The following is a 23,673-nucleotide window of genomic DNA, read 5'->3' as shown; positions in this document are numbered from 1 at the left end:
GATGAAAAAAGTCATTGTTGCATGTGGAAGCGGCGTTGCTACCTCACAAACGGTTGCCAGTAAAGTAACCCGCTTATTGAATGAACGTCAGCAGTCGCATATCAAAGTTGAAGTCATCGACCTGAAATCGCTTGATAGTCATATAAAAGATAGTGCGGCTTATATCGCTATCACCAAAGTTGATAAGCAATATCCTATCCCGGTAATTAACGGAATTGCCTTTCTGACCGGCATGGGGATGGAGCAGGAATTACAAAAGGTCATTGATGCCTGTAAATAAGGTGTAGCTCTTTAATCCGTATACTCGTCGTCTTTCAAGCCGCGGGGGCGTTGGCTGCGTTCTTTCACCCGAATCACTTACTAAAGTAAGCTCATCGGGATTCTCTCACTTGCCGCCTTCCCGCAACTCGAAAGCCATAGAGTATATAATTATTTTAGTGGAGAAGTGCTATGGACTTTCTTGGTGTAGTCATAAATTATATTCTGAATTTAGGCGCGCCGGTTTTTGTGCCCTTTATTATGTTATTAGCCGGGCTGGTGGTGCGGATGAAATTCCGCGATGCGGCCTCGGCGGCTATCACACTGGGCGTCGCCTTCGTTGGGATGAGCATGCTGATTGGCTTTATGGTCGACGCCATCGGTGTTGCCGCACAGACCATGATGAACCGTACCGGCCTTGAGTTAAGCATCGTCGATGGCGGCTGGACGACGATGGCGAATATCTCCTGGGCCTGGCCTTATGCGTTCGCCATGTTCCCGCTTCAGGTTGGCGTCAACATCGTGATGTTGATGCTGAACAAGACCAATACCTTCAACGCCGACCTCTGGAACGTGTGGGGGAAAATCTTTACCGCGTTTATCGTGGTGAGCGTCACCACCCCATTGTTTGGCCCGGTCTGGAGTCTGGTACTGGCGTTCCTCGTTGCCGCCTTCCAGATCATTATGGAATTGAACGCGGGGGATATTCACCAGCATCGTATCGAGAAACTCACGGGGATCCCGGGAGTGACCTGTACGCACCGTATGGTCTTCTTTGGTGCCATCTATTACCCGTTCGATCTGCTGCTGCGCAAAATACCGGTCTGCAATAAACCAATGGATGCCAGCGCGCTGCGCGCCAAAGTCGGGGTCTTTGCCGAAAACCACATCATTGGTTTTATTCTGGGGATCCTGTTTGGCGTGATTGCGGGCTACAGTGTTGCCAAAACGCTGATGCTGGGCGTACAGGCTTCGACGGCGCTGGTGCTGTTCCCGATGATTTCCAAGCTCTTTATGCAGGCCCTGTCGCCGATCTCTGAGGCCATCAGCGACTATATGAACAAGAAATTCTCCGGGCGTAAGCTGTTCGTGGGTATTGACTGGCCGTTTATGGGCGGTGCGAGCGAAATCTGGTTTGCTATTATCGTCGCCATCCCGTTCACCCTGCTGTGGGCGCTGATTCTGCCGGGAAATAAGATCCTGCCGTTTGCTGGCATCATCAATATTGCGCTGATTGTTCCGGCCTATCTGGTGACACGCGGTAACACGCTGCGCATGGTTATCCTGAGCATTATTGGCGTGCCATTCTTCCTGTTTGTTGGCACGCAGTTCGCACCAATGATTACCGACCTTGGGCTGGCCACTAAAGCTATCACCATCCCGGCAGGGCAGCTGATTTCGAACAGCTCGATTGATGCCCCGGTCTTCACCTATGCCTTCTCCTTCCTGTTCAAATTCCTGGAAGGCAACTTCATCCCGCTGGTGTTCGCGCTGTGGTGGGGCTGCGGCTACTTCTTTTACTCCCGCGAATTGCGTCGTGAAAGCAATCTTGCGCAGCAGGAAGCCGAACAGCAGGCGAAGGTTCAGCAGGCGTAACTCTGGGTTTCATGTTCACGTCTGGCGGCAGGTGCCGCCGCCAGGCTTTTCATTGCAGGAGAGTTAGCATGGCTATGGATAAACGCGTGGTTGCAGTGCTGGATGCCATTGTGAACGATCCCGGTATCACAGGGACGAAGCTTGAAGCGCAGTTTTGCCTGACGCGCAAACAGTTGAGCTATACGTTGAAAAAGGTGAATGACTACCTGGAGTCGAACCACTTCGACCGGATCAACCGCCTGAAAACCGGGAAGCTGAATATCCCACGCCATGTGATTGAGCATTTTCGTCAGAATCAGACCTCGGAAACCGAGCATCGCTACCTCTACTCGGAAGAAGAACGTGGGCAGATGATTATCTTTATGCTGCTGACCCGCAACGAACGGCTGTCATTGTTGCATCTCTCTTCTTCACTGAGCGTTAGCCAGAATACGATTATCAACGATCTGAAAAAAGTGCGTACCGAGGTTATTGAGCACGGGCTGGAGATAAGCTACGACCGAGGCAACGGCTACCATATTCTGGGTGAGGAGCTGGAAAAACGCTATCTGCTGCTGAATTGTTTACGCCGGGTTCTGGAAATTCCGGTTGCCAAAAATATCCTCGCTCAATACAACAACGTTATGAGCGATTATCTGGAAAAGGTCGGCAACGTTTTCAGTGAAATTGAAAAGCGTTTTAAAATTCAGTTTACCGACCGCCAGCTTCAGGAGCTTATTTATTTTATCTGCTTTGTCCTGCATCGTATTGATTCAGGGAAAAGTCTGGTCAATATTCCGATCAGCTACGCTGATATTATTGGCAGCAGAGAATTTACCCTGATGCAGAGCGTTATCAGTAAAATCAATATCAATAGCGAAAATGAACTGGTTTTCCTGACGGCACTGATCCAAAGCTCAAATATTCAAAGTATTGCCGATAAATATTTTCACCTCGATACGCTACTGCTTGAAAGCGTAGTCGCGGTGGTCGACAGCTTTGAAAAAATAAGCTGCGTCACGATCAAAGAGAAAAATGAGCTGATTGAGAAAATCTATCAGCATTGGAAACCGGCCTATTACCGTATTCGCTATCATCTGAGCAACACCAGCAGCGTTTACGATCTGGTGGTGAAAGAGTTCAGCCATCTGCATGAGATGGTTCGCCGCGCGGCGGTGCCGTTTGAGACGGTACTGCACTGCGAAATTCCTGATGAAGAGATGGCATTTTTAACGGTGCTCTTTGGCGGTTGGCTGACCCGCGAGGGGGTTATCCATCAGATTAAAATCCAGAAAACCGCGGTCGTGGTGTGTGAAAATAGCGCGACCATTTCCACTTATCTCTTCCTGACGCTGCAGGTACTTTTCCCGGAGCTGCACTTTACCGAAGTGATGTCACGACGCGAGTTTGAGCGCTATACCGGGCACTACGATGTGGTTTTCTCGACCACGCACCTGAACACCAGCAAGATGGTGTTTGTGGTGAATCCGTCCATCAGCAGCATTCATAAAAGTGCGTTCCGCAATCATGTGATCGGCGCGCTACAGGGTGTGGACCCGAATATCATTCAGATAGAGCAACTGCTGCTTATCTTCGAACGCTTCGGCAATATTATCGATCATAAAGGGCTACAGCGTGCGCTCGCTAGCTATATCTATGATGAGAACAGCGCCGTGAGTGCGGCAGGCAGCATTGAGCCGCCGACGCCATCGCTGACGGACCTACTGCAGCGCGAGCACGTTCAGTTCGTCACCTCGCTGCCGGACAGCTGGCAGCAGGCTATTACTCAGGCGTCGTCATCGCTGCTGGTGTGTGGCGTGATTGAACCACGCTATCTGCAAATCATGCTCAATAAAATCGCCGATGAACAGCCCTATATCATGCTGGCCGATGGCGTGATTATTGCTCACGCTGGTGTTGATGATGGCGCGCTGGATACGGGTATGGCGTTATTACGCTTACCTTCTAAGATTGATTTTGCGGGTTATATGCAGGCCGATATTATTATTGTTCTGGCGACCAACAACCCACAAAAACATCTTAAGGCATTGGCGCAATTAAATGAATTTCTCGAGTTTTATGACGGCGGCAATGTTATTCGCCGCGCGCAGGATGAATATGCGCTGATAAACAAACTTTTCCATCATCAGTAATTATTAATTAAAAATCGTTGCAGTCAGAAAACGGCAACGTTATTTCCCGGCAATGATTGTCGCGACATCGCTCGCCCCTATAATCGTATACAGGATAAATATTATGTTAGACATTCAGAAAAAACACGTCGTTGAAATGGCCAGAACCGCTCAGCAATGGGGACTGTGTAAACATAAAGCAGGTAATTCCAGCGTACGGGATAAAGAGACGGGATTTATTCTGGTGACCCCAACCACGATCGACAAAATGGATTTAACGCCGCGCGATATTGTGGTGATGGACGTTGAAGCTAATGTCATTGAAAGTGAAGCTGGATTGCGTCCTACCAGCGAATGCCTGATGCATATCGAAATTTATAAGGCGCGTCCTGACGTTTTCGCCATCTCCCACACGCACTCTCTCTATGCCACCTCATTTGCCGTGTTGAATAAACCGATCCCGGCGGTGGTGTACGAATGCGCGATCCTCAACCTGAAAGACGGGGTGATTCCGGTTGCGCCTTATGGCCGCCCAGGTACGCCCGCGCTGTCGAACAGCGTCATCGAACCTATCCAGCGCGCCGACGCCATTCTGATGGAAAAACATGGCGCAATCGGCGTGGATAAAGATCCGTACGAAGCGGTGCTGAAGTCTGCCTATCTGGAAGAGATGGCGCAGATTTACTACCACGCGCTGGTCATTAACGGCGGTAAGGAGCCCGAATCTTTCGCGCCGGAAGAGCTGCAGCGCTGGGCCTACCCGTCACAAATCAAATTTGCCCGCTAATTGAGACGCCCGCCCGTGCGGGCGGGACATTCATGGAGAGAACGCATGAAAAAATTTTTGAATCAGGCGGAGGACTTTATCCCGGAGATGCTGGAAGGCATCTATCTGGCGCACCCCGATGCTTTTCGTTTGGTGAACGATGATCCGCACTGCCTGGTGGCCGCACGCCCGGTACCTGGCAAGGTCGGAATTGTCACCGGCGGTGGCTCGGGGCATCTGCCGCTGTTTCTGGGCTATGTGGGGCAGGGCATGCTGGACGGCTGCGCGATTGGCGATGTGTTTCAGTCGCCCTCGCCGGCGCAAATTTTGGCCGTCACCCAAGCGGTGGACCGCGGGGCTGGCGTGCTCTATCTGTACGGCAACTACAACGGCGATATTTTTAATTTTGATATGGCCGCGGAAATGGCCGATATGGAGTGCGATATTCGCACCGCGACGGTAGTCGCTGCCGATGATTCGGCGGGCGCCGTGCCTGGGGGTGGAGAGGCGGCAACCCGACGTGGCGTCGCGGGTATTTTCTTTGTCTACAAATGCGCGGGGGCGTCGGCGGCCAGAATGGATGATCTGGAAACCGTCCAGCGCATTGCGCAAAAGGCGGGCGAGCGCGTGCGTACGTTGGGCGTGGCGCTGTCGCCGTGCATCGTACCGCGTATCGGCAAGCCGGGGTTTCATATTGGCGATCGCGAAATGGAGATTGGCATGGGCATTCATGGTGAAAGTGGTATTCGCCGTGGCCCGCAGCTAAACGCAGAATCGATCGCCGAAGAGATGATGTCCTGGCTGCTGGCGGATTCGCCCTGCCAGCAGGGGGATGAAGTGGCCGTCTTGATCAATGGCCTTGGTGCTACGCCGCTGGAAGAGTTGTATCTGATGTATCGCCACGTGCACCAGATTCTGGCAGAAAGCCACATGCGCGTTTTCCGCGTATGGATTGGCGAGTTTGCTACGGCGATGGAGATGACCGGTATGTCTATCAGTCTGATGCCGGTGGATGAAGAGCTGAAAACACTGCTCAATGCCGGGGCCGATACGCCGATGTTTCGGCAGTTTTCGGCTTAAGGAGGCGTGATGACCATAGATACGCAGAGTCTGCGGCCGCTTTTTACTGAATGGGCCCGAATCATGGAGGCTAACAAAACGGTGCTGACCGAGTTGGATAGCGTGGTCGGCGACGGTGATTTGGGGCTGACCATGAGCGATGGTTTCGCGGCGGCGGCGCGCTACGCGCAGCAGAGCGACGAACGTGACGTAGGGCGATTTTTCTATATGGCGGGCAAGGTGATGGCTTCGGCGGTGCCGTCGACCATGGGCACGCTAATGGCTTCCGGACTGATGCAGGCGGGTAAGTCGTTTAAAGGTCGGGAGGTGCTGGGCTTTACGGATGCCGGCGCGCTGTTTCAGGCCTGGTACGATGGCGTGCAGCAGCGTGGTAAAGCGCAGCCGGGAGAAAAAACTTTTCTTGATGGTATGGCCCCTGCGCTGGTGGCGCTGCACGCCAGCGATGAACCGCAGACGGCAGCGAGGAAAGCACTGTTGCTGGCGCAGCAGGGAGTGCAGCAGACGACGGGCATGCTGGCAAAGCATGGCCGTGCGGCGATTCACGGTGAACGGTCGTGCGCATTTGTCGACCCTGGTGCAATGGTCGCGCAGCTCCTGATCCAGGGCTATTTTAACTTCGTACAGGCTATGTGTCCGTCAGACGGACTGTAAGTAAGGAGCCAAAATTATGTTGAAAGAAGTGGTGAAAATCAGCAATCAGCACGGCATTCACGCGCGTCCAGCTGGGGTGCTGGCCAAAGTCTGCGCGCAGTATCAATCGCGGATCGAGATGATCTACGACGGTAAGGTTATCAAGGGAAAAAGCATTATGAGTATTTTGGGGGCCGGTATTAAAGGTAAAGGATCGCTGGAGATCATCTGTAGCGGCAGCGATGAGCGAGAAGCGATGGCGAAGCTGAAAGTGCTGTTTGCGGAAGGTTTCGGTTTTGACTAGGCACGGGGCGGTGAAAAAAGGGTTCATGTTTTCACATGAACCCAGCGCCTGATGGCGCTTCGCTTATCAGGCCTACAAATTTCAATGTGTAGGCCGGGTAAGGCGTAGCCACCACCCGGCATCAGTGAACTACAGCGTGATGACGTCGAATTCGACTTCGGTATTCACGTCAGCATCGTAATCCACTTCGTCGAGGCCAAAACCGAACAGGTTCAGGAATTCCTGCTTGTACCCTGCATAGTCAGTTTCTTGCGCCAGGTTTTCGGTGGTGATCAGCGGCCACAGGTCGCGACATGCCTGCTGAATGTCTTCGCGCAGTTCCCAGTCATCCATACGGATACGCTGGTTGTCATCAAGCGCCACTTTGTCGCCGTACAGGCTGGTGGTCATCAGACGGTTGATCTGCTCGATACAGCCTTCATGAATCCCCTGTGCTTTCATCAGTTTGAAGACCATGGAGATGTACAACGGCATTACCGGAATGGCGGAAGACGCCTGAGTGATAACGGACTTCAGTACGGCAACGTTCGCGGAACCGTGCAGCGGAGCCAGCTGGTTACGCAGTTCGCCCGCGGCGCGATCGAGGTCTTCTTTTGCTTTGCCCAGCGCGCCGTGCCAGTAGATTGGCCAGGTCAGGTCGGTACCGATGTAGGAGTAGGCTACGGTTTTCACGCCGTCAGCCAGCACACCGGCTTCGCTCAGCGCGCCCATCCACAGTTCCCAGTCTTCGCCGCCCATAACGGTGACGGTGTTCTGCACTTCTTCTTCGGTTGCCGGCTCAATGCTGGCGGTGATGATCTGATCTTTGTTGGTATCGATCGCTTTAGAGGTGTAAACCTCACCGATTGGCTTCAGCGCAGAACGGACGATTTCACCGGTTTTCGGCATTTTACGCACCGGGGAAGCCAGTGAGTAAACCACCAGGTCAATCTGACCCAGGTCTTCTTTGATCAGTTTGATGACTTCATCGCGGCATTCATCAGAGAACGCGTCGCCGTTGATGCTCTTGGCATACAGGCCTTCACGTTTTGCTGCCTCATCGAAGGCAGCAGAGTTATACCAGCCCGCGGAACCCGGTTTGGTTTCCGTGCCTGGTTTTTCGAAAAATACGCCGATAGTGGCGGCACCGCTGCCAAACGCGGCGGAAATTCTGGACGCCAGGCCATAACCGGTGGAAGCACCGATGACCAGCACGCGGGAAGGGCCGTTAGCGATTTTCCCGTTTTTCTTCACATAATCGATCTGTTTTTCCACATTGACTTTGCAGCCAGTCGGATGGGTCGTTGTACAGATGAATCCACGAATTTTTGGTTTGATTATCATAATGATGGCTAATTAAGTTTGTATTTTCGCTGTCAAGTGCGCAATGACACCGTCTGTTCTGGCTTGCTTAACATAATGGTTAACAAGCCCCCCACTGCACCTCTGTTTTCAGCACCTTAAAACTCAATGAGGAGGAGGTCTGACAAACATCGGCCACGGAACCGGCTGATCCGCCGGGCATTCTCAGTCATGCAAATTCCGCTTATCTATTATGGCACGGGGCATTATACAGAAAAGGAGCGTCAATACTGAATCTACCACTGATTTTCGCCGTCCGGCGCTGTGTCCAATGGCGCAACGGGATGCATGTACGAACATGCACCCCGTTGAATGATGGCGATAATCAGTTAGCCCCGCTGGGCAAATTCGGCCATAAACCGCAGGATCAGCGCCATGGAGACGGCGCCGGGATCGCAGTGCCCGATGGCCCGCTCGCCCAGATTCTTTGCCCGTCCGAAGCGGGCAACCATGGCCGCGGTTTTTTCCGATCCCACCATAGCCGCCTGTGCGCAGTGGGATAGCGATTCAGACAACGGTAGCGCAACGTCAGCGTTGGCTCGCTCAGACGCTGCGGCCAGTGCATCGACCATCGTTTTATCACCGGGCTTTGCGCCGCCGCGTTGGTGGATGGCCTGCATGCCTATCGCCAGCCACTCGGCCAGCGCGGCAGCATCAAAGTCAGTCTGGCCCATCATCCCTTTTCCTCCAGTGCGGAAGAGGGTGCCGAAAATGGCCCCGGAAGCGCCGCCCATGCTGGTCATCAGCCGCGTCCCGCTATGCAAAAGACAGTCGCCGATATCGGCGGGTGCAAAATCGGCGGATGTGAGTAAAGCGTGTAGCGCGGTAAAGCCGCGCTTGATGCCAATACCGTGGTCGCCATCGCCAATGACCTGATCGAGCGCGGTCAGGCGTGGTTCACTGGCGATCATTCCCTCACAGACATACCGTAGGCAAGCGGTGAATTGCGTTACATTCATCTTATTTTCTCCAGCCGAGCGTATTAATGGGGTAGTCATACAGACGCTGCATTTCCGCATCTAGCCGCAGCAGGCTGAGTGAGAAGCCAGACATCTCCAGCGAGGTACAGAAATGTCCCACCTGCACGTCATAGGTGGTGATGTCACGTTCTGCCAACGCCATACCGACTTTACGGGCTACCACCATCAGCTCGGTGTTGCTCAGCGCCCCCAGATTATTGATGCTGACGCAGACCTTATCGCCCCGATCAAACGGCAGGTCATCGCCCAGTCGTGCGATCATCATCTCCACCAGTTCATCGGTCTGCGGCAGGGGAATGCGGCACAGCCCGGGCTCGCCGTGTATACCAATTCCCAGTTCGATCTCATTTTCTGCCAGGCTAAAATTAAAGGTGTCGGACTGCGGTAAAGCGCAGCCGCTGAGCGCCACGCCGAGGGTACGCGTATTGTGGTTGGCTTTCCGCGCCAGCGCTTCCAGCGCGGGCAGCGTGTAATGCTCAAACTGTGCTGCCGCCCCCGCCAGCTTGTATAAAAATGCCAGCCCGCCGACGCCACGACGGTCAGACATTCTTTCTGGCGGTGCAGAGGCAATATCATCGGTGGCGCGAACGGTACGGCATTCAATGCCTTCTTCCGCGAGGATCTCGGTGGCGATATCAAAATTCATGCCGTCGCCGGAGTAGTTCCCGTAAAGAAACAGTACGCCGTTGCCCTGATGAACGGCGCGGCTGGCCTCAATAATCTGATCGGGAGAGGGCGAGGTGAAAACCTCGCCGAGCGCGCAGGCGTCGATCCCGCCTTCACCGACAAACCCGGCGAAGGTGGGTTCATGGCCGCTGCCACCGCCGCTGACGATAACGGTCTGCGCCGCTGATTCTACCGTTCGATAGACCGCGCAGTATTCCGCCAGAGGGTGGAGTTTCCCCATCCCCGCATATACGAGCACCTGCATGATTTCGCTGCGGATATTATCGGTGTTGTTGAACAGCTTTTTGGGTTTCTGCATTGTTACTCCCTCCCGTAAGGTACTGTTTCTTTACAGACGATTTTACCTGCGACGCTCGTTTTCCCCTGGCACCTTTGATACCAATTAATCTCCCGACGAAGGGGCATTATTTCAGGTTGCGCTTAGCGGGAATTGGCGATAGTTATGAAGCGAGTGATGACACTATTCAGCGAGGCAGGCAGATGGCGGGACGCTTTCAGGGATTTGCACAAGAAGGGCTCGATTTTCTTCAGCAGGTGCGAATAGAGAACGATAAAACATGGTTTGAAGAGCACCGATTTATCTACGATCGCAGCATTCTCACGCCTTTTCGCGCGCTGGTGGACGATTTAGCGCCGACGATGCTGGAGATAGACCCGCAGCTTGAGACGCGGTCGGCGATTGGCAAAACGCTGTCGCGCATTCATCGTGACACGCGTTTCTCGCACGATAAATCGCTGTACCGCAGCCGGATGTGGCTCACTTTCAAACGTTCGGCGAAAAACTGGACCGATGCGCCAGCATACTTTTTTGAAATCAGTCCAGATACCTTGCGCTATGGGCTGGGCTACTACAGCGCCAGCAGGCCGACCATGGATCTGTTCCGTCATACGCTGCAACAACGTCCGCAGCAGTTTTTGTCGGTGGCCGAGTGCTGCGGCGCGCCGTTTGAGCTGGTGGGTGAAAGTTACAAACGGCTGCGGGCTAAGGGCCTCGACCTGACGATTTCCGACTGGTATCACCGCAAATCCTTTGCTGCAATGGCGACGGATACCGACGTGGAAAAACTGTTCCACGCCGATCTGGTCACGCAGTTAGCCGACGGCTTTCGCCAGCTGGAGCCGCTGTACCAGTGGCTGATGACGGTGGAAACGATGAAACAGATTGACCCGGAAGACCTGTAGTCATCACTTTCCGTCGTCGATTTTTCTCTCGAGGACGATCTTCCAGAACGCATCGATCAGCGGTTCATGCAGCCGCTTTTTCGGCGCGCAGACGCCCAGCTCGAACGGCGTTTTCTCGTCGCTGCGCTCCAAAATCATCACGCGGTTACGTACCGGCTCCGGGCTGTTTTCCAGCACCACTTCCGGCAGTAGCGCCACGCCGCAGCCCAGCGCCACCATTGAAACCATCGCCTCGTGGCCGCCCACCGTAGCGTAAATCGATGGGTTGCTGATTTTGTGACGGCGGAACCACAGCTCAATGCGGCGGCGTACCGGCCCCTGATCGGCCATGATAAACGGTACCGTCGACCAGTCGGGTTTCTCGACGGAAACCTGATTACGCACCGGGCAGGGCAGCGCCGGGGCAATCAGGACGACCGCCAGATTCTCTAACATGGAAAACGCTACCGCGCCGGGCAGCGTCTCGGGCTTACCGGCAATCGCCAGATCGGCCTCGCCGGTGACCACTTTGTCCATCGCATCGGCGGCGTCGCCGGTGGTGAGCTTGATTTCCACCGACGGGTGTTCGGCGCGGAAGCGATCGAGGATTGGCGGCAGATGGCTGTAGGCGGCGGTCACCGAACAGAAAATATGTAATTCACCCGACAGCGACGGCCCTTGTTGGTCAAGCGTGTGGCGCAGCTGCTGGTATTGCAGCAGCGTCTGCTGGGCGAATACGCGCAGCTCTTCGCCCGCTTCGGTCAGCGTGACCGTACGGTTATCGCGTACAAACAGCGGCTGACCGAGGTCTTCTTCCAGGCGCTGAATTTGTCGGGAGAGCGTGGAGGGGCTGACGTGCATCGCCCGCGCGCTGCGGCCAAAGTGGCGGCTATCCGCCAGATGCAGGAACATTTTCAGATCGCGTAAATCCACGAATTCTACTCCCTCTTTTAACGTTGCAGAAATTGCAATATGACGTTGTGAATATATCAATTTCCGCAATAAATTTCCTGTTGTAATGTGGGTACATTCTCGCTGAAACGCGAACCGAACAATAAGACAGTACAACATCACGAGGTATCACCATGGCTAACTACTTTAATACACTGAACCTGCGCCAGCAGCTGGCGCAGCTGGGCAAATGTCGCTTTATGGGTCGCGACGAATTCGCCGATGGCGCAAGCTACCTTCAGGGTAAAAAAGTGGTCATCGTCGGCTGTGGCGCACAGGGTCTGAACCAGGGCCTGAACATGCGTGACTCCGGTCTGGATATCTCCTACGCTCTGCGTAAAGAAGCCATTGCTGAGAAGCGTGCTTCCTGGCGTAAAGCGACTGAAAACGGCTTCAAAGTGGGCACCTACGAAGATCTGATCCCGCAGGCTGACCTGGTGGTTAACCTGACCCCGGACAAGCAGCACTCTGACGTAGTACGTTCCGTACAGCCGCTGATGAAAGACGGCGCGGCGCTGGGTTACTCCCACGGCTTCAACATCGTGGAAGTGGGCGAGCAGATCCGTAAAGACATCACCGTAGTGATGGTGGCGCCGAAGTGTCCGGGTACTGAAGTGCGTGAAGAATACAAACGTGGTTTCGGCGTTCCGACCCTGATCGCCGTTCACCCGGAAAACGATCCGAAAGGCGAAGGCATGGCTATCGCCAAAGCGTGGGCCGCAGCTACCGGCGGTCACCGTGCGGGTGTACTGGAATCCTCCTTCGTGGCAGAAGTGAAATCTGACCTGATGGGCGAGCAGACTATCCTGTGCGGTATGCTGCAGGCCGGTTCTCTGCTGTGCTTCGACAAGCTGGTGGCAGAAGGCACCGACCCGGCTTATGCGGAAAAACTGATTCAGTTCGGCTGGGAAACCATCACCGAAGCGCTGAAGCAGGGCGGCATCACCCTGATGATGGACCGTCTGTCTAACCCGGCGAAACTGCGTGCTTACGCGCTGTCCGAACAGCTGAAAGAGATTATGGCGCCGCTGTTCCAGAAACACATGGACGACATCATTTCCGGCGAATTCTCCTCCGGCATGATGGCTGACTGGGCCAACGATGATAAGAAACTGCTGACCTGGCGTGAAGAGACCGGCAAAACCGCGTTCGAAACCGCTCCGCAGTTTGAAGGTAAAATCGGTGAGCAGGAGTACTTCGATAAAGGCGTTCTGATGATTGCGATGGTGAAAGCGGGCGTTGAGCTGGCGTTCGAAACCATGGTTGATTCCGGCATCATCGAAGAATCTGCTTACTACGAATCACTGCATGAACTGCCGCTGATCGCCAACACCATCGCGCGTAAGCGTCTGTACGAAATGAACGTGGTTATCTCTGATACCGCAGAATACGGTAACTACCTGTTCTCTTATGCTTGCGTACCGCTGCTGAAAGAGTTCATGACCACTCTGCAGACCGGCGATCTGGGCAAAGCGATTGCCGAAGGTGCGGTAGACAACGCGCAGCTGCGCGACGTGAACGAAGCGATTCGCAGCCACGCTATCGAGCAGGTTGGTAAGAAACTGCGCGGTTACATGACCGATATGAAACGCATTGCCGTTGCTGGCTAAATAGGATGTCGGGTGGCGCTTGCGCTTACCCGACCTACGCACAGCAGATGTAGGCCGGGTAAGGCGTAGCCGCCATCCGGCAAAAAAATCCCGGCGCCTGAACGCTCCGGGATTTTTTATTAGTTACGGTACAGCACCTTAATGATGTGATAACCGAACTGGGTATGCAGCGGGCCGGTCGGCTCCAGCACCGGGCAGGAGAAGACGACTTTATCGAACGCCGGAACCATCTGGCCCTGACGGAATTCACCTAAATCACCGCCGCGTTTGCCTGATGGGCAGATGGAATGCTTTTTCGCCAGCTTGCCGAAGTCTGCGCCGTTTTTAATCTGCTCCAGCAGATCCAGGGCCAGTTTCTCTTCTTTAACAAGGATATGCAGTGCTGCTGCTGTTTTCGCCATGATTGTGCCTTCAAAAGGGGGTCAATGAGGCTGGCGATTTTAGCATGGCTTATCGGCGATACAGCACTTTGATGATGTGGTAGCCAAATTTGGTCTTGACCGGTCCGTAGGGTTTCAGCAGCGGACAGCTGAAAACGGCGGCATCAAATGGTCCCACCATCATCCCCTGTTTAAATTCACCCAGATCGCCGCCGTTGCGCCCGGAAGGGCAGCGAGAGTAGCGTTTCGCCAGATGATCGAAGCTGATACCACGCTCCAGTTTGCTCAGGATCTCCAGAGCCAGTTTTTCTTCTTTTACCAGGATATGCAGGGCTGCCGCGCTCTTTGTCATGGGCTCTATCTCGTTGTGGGGAGCTATCCAACACTTTACCATCTGGCGGGTAAATCTCCGCCTGACTTTCTGCTACAATCCACACCCCCGTGTTTACAGATTGAGCAATCCCTTTATGCGTTTGAACCCCGGACAACAACAAGCCGTCGAATTCGTCACCGGACCTTGCCTGGTGCTGGCGGGGGCGGGTTCCGGTAAAACTCGCGTTATCACCAATAAAATCGCCCATCTGATCCACGCCTGTGGCTATCAGGCGCGGCACATTGCCGCGGTGACCTTTACCAATAAGGCCGCGCGCGAGATGAAAGGGCGCGTAGCGCAAACGCTGGGGCGCAAAGAAGCGCGTGGGCTGATGATTTCCACGTTCCACACCCTGGGGCTGGATATCATCAAGCGTGAATATGCCGCGTTGGGAATGAAGTCGAACTTCTCGCTGTTTGACGATACTGACCAGACCGCGCTGCTCAAAGAGCTGACCGAAGGGCTGATCGAAGATGACAAGGTGGTGTTTCAGCAGCTGATCTCGACGATCTCCAACTGGAAAAACGATCTGATGACGCCAGCGCAGGCGGCGGCCAGCGCGAAAGGCGAGCGCGATCGTATCTTTGCCCACTGCTATAGCCTGTACGATGCGCATATGAAGGCGTGCAACGTGCTGGACTTTGACGATCTGATCCTGCTGCCGACGCTGCTATTGCAGCGCAATGAAGAAGTGCGCGAGCGCTGGCAAAACAAAATTCGCTACCTGCTGGTGGATGAGTACCAGGACACTAACACCAGCCAGTATGAGCTGGTGAAACTGCTGGTGGGGCAGCGCGCCCGTTTTACCGTGGTGGGTGATGACGATCAGTCTATCTACTCGTGGCGCGGCGCGCGTCCGCAGAACCTGGTGCTGTTGAGCCAGGATTTCCCGGCGCTGCGGGTCATCAAGCTGGAGCAGAACTACCGTTCGTCCGGGCGTATTCTGAAAGCGGCCAACATTCTGATCGCGAACAACCCACACGTGTTTGAAAAGCGTCTGTTCTCCGAACTGGGCTACGGACCGGAGCTGAAGGTACTGAGCGCTAATCATGAAGAGCACGAGGCGGAGCGCGTCACCGGTGAGCTGATCGCCCACCACTTTGTGAACAAAACGCAGTATAAGGATTACGCCATCCTTTACCGTGGCAACCACCAGTCGCGGGTGTTTGAAAAATTCCTGATGCAGAACCGCATCCCGTACAAAATTTCCGGCGGCACGTCGTTTTTCTCGCGCCCGGAAATTAAAGATCTGCTGGCTTATCTGCGCGTGCTGAGCAACCCGGATGACGACAGCGCGTTCCTGCGTATCGTCAACACGCCGAAACGCGAGATTGGCCCCGCGACGCTGCAAAAGCTCGGCGAATGGGCGATGACCCGTAACAAAAGCCTGTTTACCGCCAGCTTCGATATGGGGCTGAGTCAGACGCTCAGCGGGCGTGGCTATGAATCGCTGACCCGCTTTACCCAGTGGCTGGGGGAAATTCAGCGCCTGGCAGAGCGTGAGCCGATTGCCGCCGTACGCGATCTTATTCACGGCATTGATTACGAATCCTGGTTGTTTGAAACCTCGCCTAGCCCGAAAGCCGCCGAAATGCGTATGAAAAACGTCAACACGCTGTTCAGCTGGATGACGGAGATGCTCGAAGGCAGCGAGCTGGAAGAGCCGATGACCCTCACGCAGGTGGTTACCCGCTTTACCCTGCGCGATATGATGGAGCGCGGTGAAAGCGAGGAAGAGCTGGACCAGGTACAGCTAATGACCCTGCACGCCTCAAAAGGGCTGGAGTTTCCTTATGTCTTCCTGGTTGGCATGGAGGAGGGGCTGTTGCCGCACCAGAGCAGCATCGATGAAGATAACGTCGACGAAGAGCGTCGCCTGGCCTATGTGGGCATTACCCGCGCGCAGAAAGAGCTGATTTTTACCCTGTGCAAAGAGCGCCGTCAGTATGGTGAGCTGGTGCGTCCGGAGCCGAGCCGTTTCCTGCTGGAACTGCCGCAGGATGATGTCATTTGGGAGCAGGAGCGGAAGGTCATTACCGCCGAAGAGCGGATGCAGAAAGGGCAGAGCCATCTGGCAAACCTGAAAGCCATGATGGCGGCAAAGAAAGCGAAATCGTAGGCCGGATAAGCGTCAGCGCCATCCGGCAATGCGATGAACTTTAGCGTACTTCCAGCGGCCAGTGGATATAGCTTTGCCACTGGCGCTCTTGTTCCACCATCTCACGCCCGAGCGGGTGCGCGTCCAGCCAGCCATCCGGCAGGGTGACCGTCAGATTGTCGCCGTCGGCGGTAAGCGTAATGTCTGGCAGAAGGTCGTCGCGGCGACGGCTGGCAAACAGAATCGCCAGGCGCAGCAGACGACAGAGGTGCTCGGCTACGCGCGGCGGTACGGCGTTCTGCTGGTGCAGCGACGGCAGGTTGACGGCGCTGGTCTGGTTAAGCAGCAGCGTCGCAAGCAGCTTTTTCTGTGCAGGCGTGAAGCCCGGCAGATCGAGGTTACGCACCAGATAGGCGGCGTGCTGCGGCGCTTGTTTGAAATCGACGCTGAGGCCAATCTCGTGCAACGCACAGGCGCTGAGCAGAAGTTCGCGGCTCAGCGGCTCCAGTTCCCAGCATTTAGCGACCTGATCGGCAAAATTCGCTGCCAGATGTTCCACACGGCTGGCCTGTTCAATATCAACCATAAAACGGCGCTGAATATTGCGCAGCGTGCGGCTGCGGATATCTTCATCGACCGCCAGATGCAGCATGCCGTAGACCAGCCCTTCGCGCAGTGCGCCGCCGGCCAGCGTCATGCACTGGATATTCAGTTCGGTGAAAATGGCAATAAGGATGGCTAGCCCGCTTGGGAAAACCAGCGCCCGCTCCAGCGTCAGCCCTTCAATTTCCAGCTCTTCCAGACGGCCGCATTGAATCGCGCGCTGTTTCAGCTGCTGCAGCTTAGCGAGGGTGATGCGTTCATCCATTCCCTGCGCCATCATAATTTCTTGTAATGCCTGAACCGTACCGGAGGCACCAACGCAGACCTTCCAGCCGTGATGACGCAGCTCATCGGCGACCGGTTTCAGCACGTCGCGGGCGGCGCGTTCGGCTTCATCGAAATGTTCCTGCGCGAGGTTGCGGTCGGTGAAGTAGCGCTCAAGCCAGGTCACGCAGCCCATCGACAGGCTGAACAGCGAGGTGGTTTGCGCGCCGGTGCCGGTGACCAGTTCGGTGCTGGCACCGCCGATATCGACCACTAAACGACGATCGTCGCCGCCGGTGGTGTGCGCCACGCCCTGATAAATCAGGCGCGCTTCTTCTTCGCCGCGGATAACCTGCACCGGGCAACCGAGAATGTCCTGCGCTTTGGCAATGAAGACATCGGCATTAACGGCCAGACGCAGCGTTGCGGTTGCGACGATGCGGATTTGCGTCGGGGGAATATCCTGTAGCCGTTCGGCGAACAGGCGCAGGCACTGCCAGCCCCGCTCCATGGCTTCCGTCGACAGGATGTTATCCTGGCTCAGCCCGGCGGCCAGACGCACTTTACGCTTGATGCGGGTGAGCGTCTGGATGCTTCCCGCCACCTCGCGCACAATCAGCATATGAAAACTATTGGAACCGAGATCGATAGCTGCATATAGCGAGGTGGAAGTGAGCATAGCGTTTCTTTAACCTGAACGACGACGATTACGTGGCGCGCCTGAACGACGCGGGCCGTTACCCTGACGAACGCGCGTCAGACGCAGCGGCTTCGGCAGTTCGGTTAACAGCGCATCCGGGTTGTACTTACTGACCGGAATAGAATGACCGGTGTAGGCTTCAATGGCCGGCAGGTTCAGCGCATACTCTTCACATGCGAGGCTGATCGAGTGACCGCTAGCGCCCGCGCGACCGGTACGGCCGATACGGTGAACGTAATCTTCGCAATCATCCGGCAGGTCGTAGTTAAAGACGTGCGTTACGGCTGGGATGTGCAGACCACGCGCTGCGACGTCGGTTGCGACCAGAATATCGAGATCGCCACGGGTGAATTCTTCGAGAATACGCAGGCGTTTTTTCTGTGCAACGTCACCGGTCAGCAGACCAACGCGGTGACCATCGGCTGCCAGGTGGCCCCAGATGTCTTCACAGCGGTGCTTGGTGTTGGCGAAGATGATCGCGCGGTCAGGCCACTCTTCTTCCAGCAGCGTTTGCAGTAAACGCATTTTCTCTTCGTTGGAAGGGTAGAACAGCTCTTCTTTAATACGGTGACCCGTTTTCTGCTCTGGTTCGACTTCCACGTATTCGGCGTTGTTCATTTGCTCGAACGCCAGTTCACGTACGCGATAGGACAGGGTGGCAGAGAACAGCATATTCAGGCGTTGGGTAGCCGGCGGCATGCGGCGGAATAGCCAACGAATGTCTTTAATAAAGCCGAGATCGTACATGCGATCGGCTTCGTCCAGCACCACCACCTGAATCGCGCCCAGGTTGATGTGGTTCTGTTTTGCATAATCAATCAGACGACCGGTGGTGCCGATAAGAATATCGACGCCGCTTTCCAGCACTTTCAGCTGTTTGTCATAGCCGTCACCGCCGTAGGCCAGGCCCAGTTTCAGGCCGGTTGCCTGAGCCAGCGGCTCGGCATCAGCGTGAATCTGTACCGCCAGCTCACGGGTTGGCGCCATAATTAAGGCGCGCGGTTGATTCACCTGGCGGTCAGCAACTGCCGGGTGAGAAAGAAGATAATGAAACGTTGACGTCAGGAACGCCATCGTTTTTCCGGTACCGGTTTGCGCCTGTCCAGCCACATCACGTCCAGCAAGCGTCAGCGGCAAAGCCAGCGCCTGAATGGGCGTGCAATTATAAAACCCTTTGGTTTCAAGGGCTTCAACCACTTTAGGGTGCAGGGCGAAGTCGGAAAACTTCTGTTCAGTTAAATGTGTTTTGCTCATAGTGTGGTAGAATATCAGCTTACTATTGCATTAAGAAAGCGTATCCGGTGAAATAACGTCAACCTTTGTTGGCGAAGTCAACATCAACACCTCGTTGGTTAATGCTACACCAACACACCAGGCTTATTCCTGTGGAGTTAAATATGAGCGATAAAATTATTCACCTGACTGACGACAGTTTTGACACGGACGTACTCAAGGCTGACGGGCTGACACTCGTCGATTTCTGGGCAGAGTGGTGCGGTCCGTGCAAAATGATCGCCCCGATTCTGGATGAAATCGCTACGGAGTATCAGGGTAAACTGACCGTTGCGAAACTGAACATCGATCAGAACCCGGGCACTGCACCGAAGTATGGCATCCGCGGTATCCCTACGCTGCTGCTGTTCAAGAATGGCGAAGTGGCTGCAACCAAAGTTGGCGCGCTGTCTAAAGGCCAGCTGAAAGAGTTCCTCGACGCCAACCTGGCGTAAGTTATTCTCCTCGGGCGTCCCGTGTTCTTAATTTAAGCAGAACTCTGGACGCCCGGCTTTAGTCGTGCTAAGTTAAGTTTGACTTCGTTTTAAACATACCTTGTTTGAATCTTGTTTGACCCAAACCTCCCGTCGCGTTTAGCCACGTTCAGAGGTTGAAAAATTCCAGGCTTGTCACTCTTTCCGTCTTGTCGTTTCAGTTCTGCGTACTTTCCTGTGACCAGGCAGCGAACAGACATGAGTTGATGGCCGTAAACAGGCACGGATGACCCTGCCATACCATTCACAAATTAAGTTCGAGATTTACCCCGAGTTTAAGAACCCACACCATTATGAATCTTACCGAATTAAAGAATACGCCGGTTTCTGAGCTGATCACTCTCGGCGAAAATATGGGGCTGGAAAACCAGGCTCGTATGCGCAAGCAGGACATTATTTTTGCCATCCTGAAGCAGCACGCGAAGAGTGGCGAAGATATCTTTGGCGACGGTGTGCTGGAGATACTGCAGGATGGATTTGGTTTCCTCCGCTCCGCAGACAGCTCCTACCTCGCCGGCCCTGATGATATCTACGTTTCCCCCAGCCAAATCCGTCGTTTCAACCTCCGCACTGGTGACACCATCTCTGGTAAGATTCGTCCTCCGAAAGAGGGTGAGCGTTACTTTGCGCTGTTGAAAGTTAATGAAGTTAACTACGACAAGCCGGAAAACTCGCGCAACAAGATCCTGTTCGAGAACTTAACCCCGCTGCACGCAAACTCTCGTCTGCGTATGGAGCGCGGCAACGGTTCTACCGAAGACTTAACCGCTCGCGTACTGGATCTGGCCTCGCCGATCGGTCGCGGCCAGCGTGGTCTGATCGTGGCACCGCCGAAAGCCGGTAAAACCATGCTGCTGCAGAACATCGCGCAGAGCATCGCTTACAACCACCCAGACTGCGTGCTGATGGTGCTGCTGATTGACGAACGTCCGGAAGAAGTGACCGAGATGCAGCGTCTGGTGAAAGGTGAAGTTGTCGCTTCTACCTTCGACGAACCCGCATCTCGCCACGTTCAGGTTGCGGAAATGGTTATCGAGAAAGCGAAACGTCTGGTTGAACACAAGAAAGACGTTATCATTCTGCTCGACTCCATCACCCGTCTGGCACGTGCGTACAACACCGTCGTTCCGGCTTCAGGTAAAGTCCTGACCGGTGGTGTGGATGCCAACGCCTTGCACCGTCCGAAACGTTTCTTCGGTGCGGCACGTAACGTGGAAGAGGGCGGCAGCCTGACCATCATCGCGACGGCGCTGATCGATACCGGCTCTAAAATGGATGAAGTTATCTATGAAGAGTTTAAAGGTACCGGCAACATGGAACTGCACCTCTCTCGTAAGATTGCGGAAAAACGCGTCTTCCCGGCTATCGACTACAACCGTTCTGGTACCCGTAAAGAAGAGCTGCTCACCACGCCTGAAGAGCTGCAGAAAATGTGGATCCTGCGCAAAATCATCCATCCAATGGGCGAGATCGATGCGATGGAGTTCCTCATCAACAAACTGGCAATGACCAAAACCAACGACGATTTCTTCGATATGATGAAACGCTCGTAAGATTCGGTTTTTTGCCGACAAACGCCACACAATTGTGTGGCGTTTTTGTTTTTAGGAGTTTCGCCGATAGGGCTACGCTTTTTTTTCACGGACAATTGCGGTTTACGGCTACAATAATAGCTAGTTCGCAAAATCGGTTATAAATCAGGCGAGTTTCCCCAATATTCGTCAGCCTTGCTCTTCTGATGAGTTGCTATCGTGGGTATACTTTCGCTACTAATATTCGCAGCGAGTATAAATTGTGAGTTTACTGACCGTCGGTACTGACTTGCTCAGTATCTTTTTGTTCACCACCGTGTTTCTTTTTTTCGCCCGTCGGGTGGCAAAAAAGATCGGTTTGGTGGATAGACCTAATTTTCGTAAACGTCACCAGGGGATTATCCCGCTTGTGGGCGGCATCTCTGTGTATGCCGGGATCTGCTTAACTTTTGCGATTGCCAATTACTATATACCTCACGCCTCACTGTATCTCGCCTGTGCTGGCGTGCTGGTACTGGTGGGTGCGCTAGACGACCGCTACGATATCAGTGTCAAAATTCGCGCCACCATCCAGGCGCTGATTGGCATCATCATGATGACCGCTGGCGGCCTCTATTTGCGCAGCTTGGGCTATATTTTTGGCTCATGGGAGCTGGTGCTCGGCCCGTTTGGCTTCTTCCTGACGCTGTTTGCGGTGTGGGCCATCATCAATGCATTCAACATGGTTGACGGTATCGATGGGCTGCTTGGCGGCCTGTCGAGCGTCAGCTTTGGCGCAATTGGTCTTATTCTGTGGTTTGATGGGCAGACGAGCCTGGCGATGTGGTGTTTCGCGATGATTGCCGCCATTCTGCCTTATATCATGCTGAACCTGGGCGTACTGGGGCGTCGCTATAAAGTGTTTATGGGCGATGCCGGCAGTACGCTGATCGGCTTCACGGTCATCTGGATCCTGCTGGAAACTACCCAGGGTACGCATCACCCGATTAGCCCGGTGACTGCGCTGTGGATTGTGGCGATCCCGCTAATGGATATGGTCGCCATCATGTACCGCCGACTGCGTAAAGGCATGAGCCCGTTCTCGGCTGACCGTCAGCACATCCACCATCTGATCATGCGTGCAGGCTTTACCTCTCGTCAGGCTCTGGTTCTGATCACGCTTGCCGCTGCGCTGCTTGCGGGTATCGGCGTGGCCGCCGAATACACGCGCGTTGTGCCAGAATGGGCCATGCTGATACTGTTCCTGATGGCTTTCGGTCTTTATGGCTACTGCATCAAGCGAGCCTGGAAAGTGGCGCGCTTTATTAAACGCGTGAAGCGCAGAATGCGCCGGAACAGTGAAAAAAATCCAAAATTAACCAAGTAAAACTGGGGTAGTAATGACACAACCATTACCGGAAGCACAGTCAGCAAGTGCGGAGAATGAACTGGATATTCGTGGCCTGTTTCGCGCGTTGTGGTCGGGGAAACATTGGATTGTCGGCCTTGCGGTGCTGTTTGCCGCCGTGGTGCTGGTTTATACCTTTTTTGCCCGGCAGGAATGGAGCACCACGGCGATCACCGATCGGCCAACGGTCAATATGCTGGGTGGCTACTATTCTCAGCAGCAGTTCCTGCGCAATCTGGACGCGAAGGTCAACCCGACGACCGCGACGCCGCCTTCGGTGATGGATGAAGTCTACAAAGAGTTCATCATGCAGCTGGCCTCCTGGGACACCCGCCGTGACTTCTGGTCGCAGACCGACTATTACAAACAGCGGATGGTGGGGAATTCCCGCGCCGATGCGGCGCAGCTGGATGACCTGATTAACGATATTCAGTTTACTCCCGGCGATGCACAAAAGAGCGTGAGCGACAGCATTAAGCTGACGGCGGAAACCGCCGCAGATGCCAATAACCTGCTGCGCCAGTACATCGCGTTTGCCAGCGAACGTGCAGCAGGACATCTGAACGATGAACTCAACGGCGCCTGGGCTGCGAGAACGATTCAAGTGAAAGCGCAGGTGAAGCGTCAGGAAGAGGTTGCCCAGGCGATTTTCAACCGCCGTCTGCATAGCATTGAAGCGGCGCTGAAAATTGCGCAGCAGCACAATATTAACCGCAGCGTGACGGACGTTCCGGCCGATGAGTTACCGGATTCCGAGCTCTCTTTACTGGGTCGTCCAATGCTGCAGGCGCGTCTGGAAAACCTGCAGGCCGTGGGGCCGACGTTTGACCTCGATTACGATCAGGGCCGGGCGATGCTGACGACCCTCAACGTAGGGCCGACGCTGTCGAAAAGTTTCCAGACTTACCGGTATTTGCGTACGCCTGAGGAGCCGGTAAAACGTACCAGCCCGCGGCGCGTATTCCTGATGGTCATGTGGGGCATCGTCGGCGCATTGGTGGGTGCCGGGGTGGCATTGGCGCGTCGTCGCACGTAGTAAATACCCATCAATGATGAAGGGCGATGGGCCTGGTTCATCTATAGAAGAGAATCGAT

Annotated in this window: 23 protein-coding genes; 15 read left to right on the top strand and 8 right to left on the bottom strand. The window is 54.6% G+C overall.

Translation table 11 applies throughout. The annotated features are described in order from the left end of the window. Position 1: 1 nt before the first annotated feature. The 7 genes from V6942_RS21525 to V6942_RS21495 all read left to right on the top strand — a co-directional run bounded on the left by V6942_RS21525 (position 2) and on the right by V6942_RS21495 (position 6,745). Positions 2-280, top strand: coding sequence for a PTS sugar transporter subunit IIB (locus V6942_RS21525; protein ID WP_035896401.1), 279 nt, complete (start codon positions 2-4; stop codon positions 278-280). 170 nt (positions 281-450) lie between these two features. Further along, complete coding sequence (locus V6942_RS21520; RefSeq protein WP_182929707.1) at positions 451-1,854, top strand: PTS galactitol transporter subunit IIC; 1,404 nt, start codon at positions 451-453, stop codon at positions 1,852-1,854. A gap of 68 nt (positions 1,855-1,922) precedes the next feature. Continuing rightward, positions 1,923-3,986, top strand: coding sequence for a BglG family transcription antiterminator (locus V6942_RS21515; RefSeq protein WP_182929706.1), 2,064 nt, complete (start codon positions 1,923-1,925; stop codon positions 3,984-3,986). A 103-nt stretch (positions 3,987-4,089) separates the two neighbouring features. Beyond that, entirely contained in the window at positions 4,090-4,752 is a 663-nt protein-coding gene (locus V6942_RS21510; RefSeq protein ID WP_182929705.1) for a class II aldolase/adducin family protein, read from the top strand. A 45-nt stretch (positions 4,753-4,797) separates the two neighbouring features. Continuing rightward, positions 4,798-5,811: a dihydroxyacetone kinase subunit DhaK gene (locus V6942_RS21505; protein ID WP_106929787.1), complete on the top strand. Its 1,014-nt coding sequence runs from the start codon at positions 4,798-4,800 to the stop codon at positions 5,809-5,811. Between the two features lie 9 nt (positions 5,812-5,820). Next, complete coding sequence (locus V6942_RS21500) at positions 5,821-6,462, top strand: dihydroxyacetone kinase subunit L (RefSeq protein WP_333501785.1); 642 nt, start codon at positions 5,821-5,823, stop codon at positions 6,460-6,462. A gap of 16 nt (positions 6,463-6,478) precedes the next feature. Then, positions 6,479-6,745, top strand: a complete 267-nt coding sequence (locus V6942_RS21495; protein WP_106929791.1) for an HPr family phosphocarrier protein — start codon at positions 6,479-6,481, stop codon at positions 6,743-6,745. A gap of 129 nt (positions 6,746-6,874) precedes the next feature. Here V6942_RS21495 and fabV read toward each other — a convergent pair whose 3' ends face one another. From fabV to V6942_RS21480, 3 genes are all read right to left on the bottom strand, one after another. Then, positions 6,875-8,068, bottom strand: a complete 1,194-nt coding sequence (fabV, locus tag V6942_RS21490) for an enoyl-ACP reductase FabV (protein WP_106929793.1) — start codon at positions 8,066-8,068, stop codon at positions 6,875-6,877. A 347-nt stretch (positions 8,069-8,415) separates the two neighbouring features. Continuing rightward, the gene (gene dhaL, locus V6942_RS21485) at positions 8,416-9,045 is read right to left on the bottom strand and encodes a dihydroxyacetone kinase subunit DhaL (RefSeq protein WP_182929702.1); all 630 of its coding nucleotides are present in this window, start codon (positions 9,043-9,045) and stop codon (positions 8,416-8,418) included. Between the two features lies 1 nt (position 9,046). Then, positions 9,047-10,051, bottom strand: coding sequence for a dihydroxyacetone kinase subunit DhaK (locus tag V6942_RS21480; protein WP_333501784.1), 1,005 nt, complete (start codon positions 10,049-10,051; stop codon positions 9,047-9,049). 182 nt (positions 10,052-10,233) lie between these two features. Between V6942_RS21480 and V6942_RS21475 the strand changes: the two genes are divergently transcribed. Beyond that, positions 10,234-10,935, top strand: a complete 702-nt coding sequence (locus V6942_RS21475; RefSeq protein WP_182929701.1) for a DUF2461 domain-containing protein — start codon at positions 10,234-10,236, stop codon at positions 10,933-10,935. A gap of 3 nt (positions 10,936-10,938) precedes the next feature. On the opposite strand, the gene ilvY is transcribed toward V6942_RS21475, so the two are convergent. Further along, positions 10,939-11,916 (bottom strand): HTH-type transcriptional activator IlvY, encoded by a 978-nt coding sequence (gene ilvY, locus V6942_RS21470; protein ID WP_181358037.1) that lies wholly within the window; start codon positions 11,914-11,916, stop codon positions 10,939-10,941. Positions 11,917-11,999: 83 nt separating this feature from the next. Here ilvY and ilvC point away from each other — a divergent pair, with 83 nt between their 5' ends. Next, complete coding sequence (ilvC, locus tag V6942_RS21465) at positions 12,000-13,475, top strand: ketol-acid reductoisomerase (RefSeq protein ID WP_182966560.1); 1,476 nt, start codon at positions 12,000-12,002, stop codon at positions 13,473-13,475. A gap of 119 nt (positions 13,476-13,594) precedes the next feature. Here the strand turns inward: ilvC and ppiC (V6942_RS21460) are convergent, their stop codons facing one another. Both ppiC (V6942_RS21460) and ppiC (V6942_RS21455) read right to left on the bottom strand, forming a co-directional pair. Next, complete coding sequence (gene ppiC / locus V6942_RS21460) at positions 13,595-13,876, bottom strand: peptidylprolyl isomerase PpiC (protein WP_001140251.1); 282 nt, start codon at positions 13,874-13,876, stop codon at positions 13,595-13,597. A 49-nt stretch (positions 13,877-13,925) separates the two neighbouring features. Continuing rightward, the gene (gene ppiC, locus V6942_RS21455) at positions 13,926-14,207 is read right to left on the bottom strand and encodes a peptidylprolyl isomerase PpiC (protein ID WP_333501783.1); all 282 of its coding nucleotides are present in this window, start codon (positions 14,205-14,207) and stop codon (positions 13,926-13,928) included. 115 nt (positions 14,208-14,322) lie between these two features. Here ppiC (V6942_RS21455) and rep point away from each other — a divergent pair, with 115 nt between their 5' ends. Next, positions 14,323-16,347, top strand: a complete 2,025-nt coding sequence (rep, locus tag V6942_RS21450) for a DNA helicase Rep (protein WP_333501782.1) — start codon at positions 14,323-14,325, stop codon at positions 16,345-16,347. A gap of 40 nt (positions 16,348-16,387) precedes the next feature. On the opposite strand, the gene gppA is transcribed toward rep, so the two are convergent. Then, complete coding sequence (gene gppA, locus V6942_RS21445; protein ID WP_333501781.1) at positions 16,388-17,872, bottom strand: guanosine-5'-triphosphate,3'-diphosphate diphosphatase; 1,485 nt, start codon at positions 17,870-17,872, stop codon at positions 16,388-16,390. 9 nt (positions 17,873-17,881) lie between these two features. Continuing rightward, complete coding sequence (rhlB, locus tag V6942_RS21440; RefSeq protein ID WP_106929811.1) at positions 17,882-19,147, bottom strand: ATP-dependent RNA helicase RhlB; 1,266 nt, start codon at positions 19,145-19,147, stop codon at positions 17,882-17,884. 143 nt (positions 19,148-19,290) lie between these two features. On the opposite strand from rhlB, the gene trxA reads away from it, so the two are divergent. The 5 genes from trxA (at position 19,291) to wzzE (ending at position 23,614) form a co-directional block, all read left to right on the top strand. After that, positions 19,291-19,620 (top strand): thioredoxin TrxA, encoded by a 330-nt coding sequence (gene trxA / locus V6942_RS21435; protein WP_106929813.1) that lies wholly within the window; start codon positions 19,291-19,293, stop codon positions 19,618-19,620. 162 nt (positions 19,621-19,782) lie between these two features. Next, positions 19,783-19,866, top strand: a complete 84-nt coding sequence (locus V6942_RS21430; protein WP_106929928.1) for a rho operon leader peptide — start codon at positions 19,783-19,785, stop codon at positions 19,864-19,866. A gap of 86 nt (positions 19,867-19,952) precedes the next feature. Then, entirely contained in the window at positions 19,953-21,212 is a 1,260-nt protein-coding gene (gene rho, locus V6942_RS21425; protein ID WP_035895778.1) for a transcription termination factor Rho, read from the top strand. A 241-nt stretch (positions 21,213-21,453) separates the two neighbouring features. Then, positions 21,454-22,557 carry a UDP-N-acetylglucosamine--undecaprenyl-phosphate N-acetylglucosaminephosphotransferase gene (gene wecA, locus V6942_RS21420; protein ID WP_106929815.1) on the top strand — a complete coding sequence of 368 codons (1,104 nt, stop codon included), beginning with the start codon at positions 21,454-21,456 and terminating at the stop codon, positions 22,555-22,557. Positions 22,558-22,570: 13 nt separating this feature from the next. Then, complete coding sequence (wzzE, locus tag V6942_RS21415) at positions 22,571-23,614, top strand: ECA polysaccharide chain length modulation protein (RefSeq protein WP_333501780.1); 1,044 nt, start codon at positions 22,571-22,573, stop codon at positions 23,612-23,614. The last annotated feature ends 59 nt before the right edge of the window (positions 23,615-23,673 follow it).

Source organism: Kluyvera genomosp. 2 (assembly GCF_036759865.1).
GTDB lineage: Bacteria > Pseudomonadota > Gammaproteobacteria > Enterobacterales > Enterobacteriaceae > Kluyvera > Kluyvera ascorbata_B.
The sequence above is the reverse complement of the archived record's forward strand: the minus strand, read 5'-3'. Positions and strand labels throughout refer to the sequence as shown.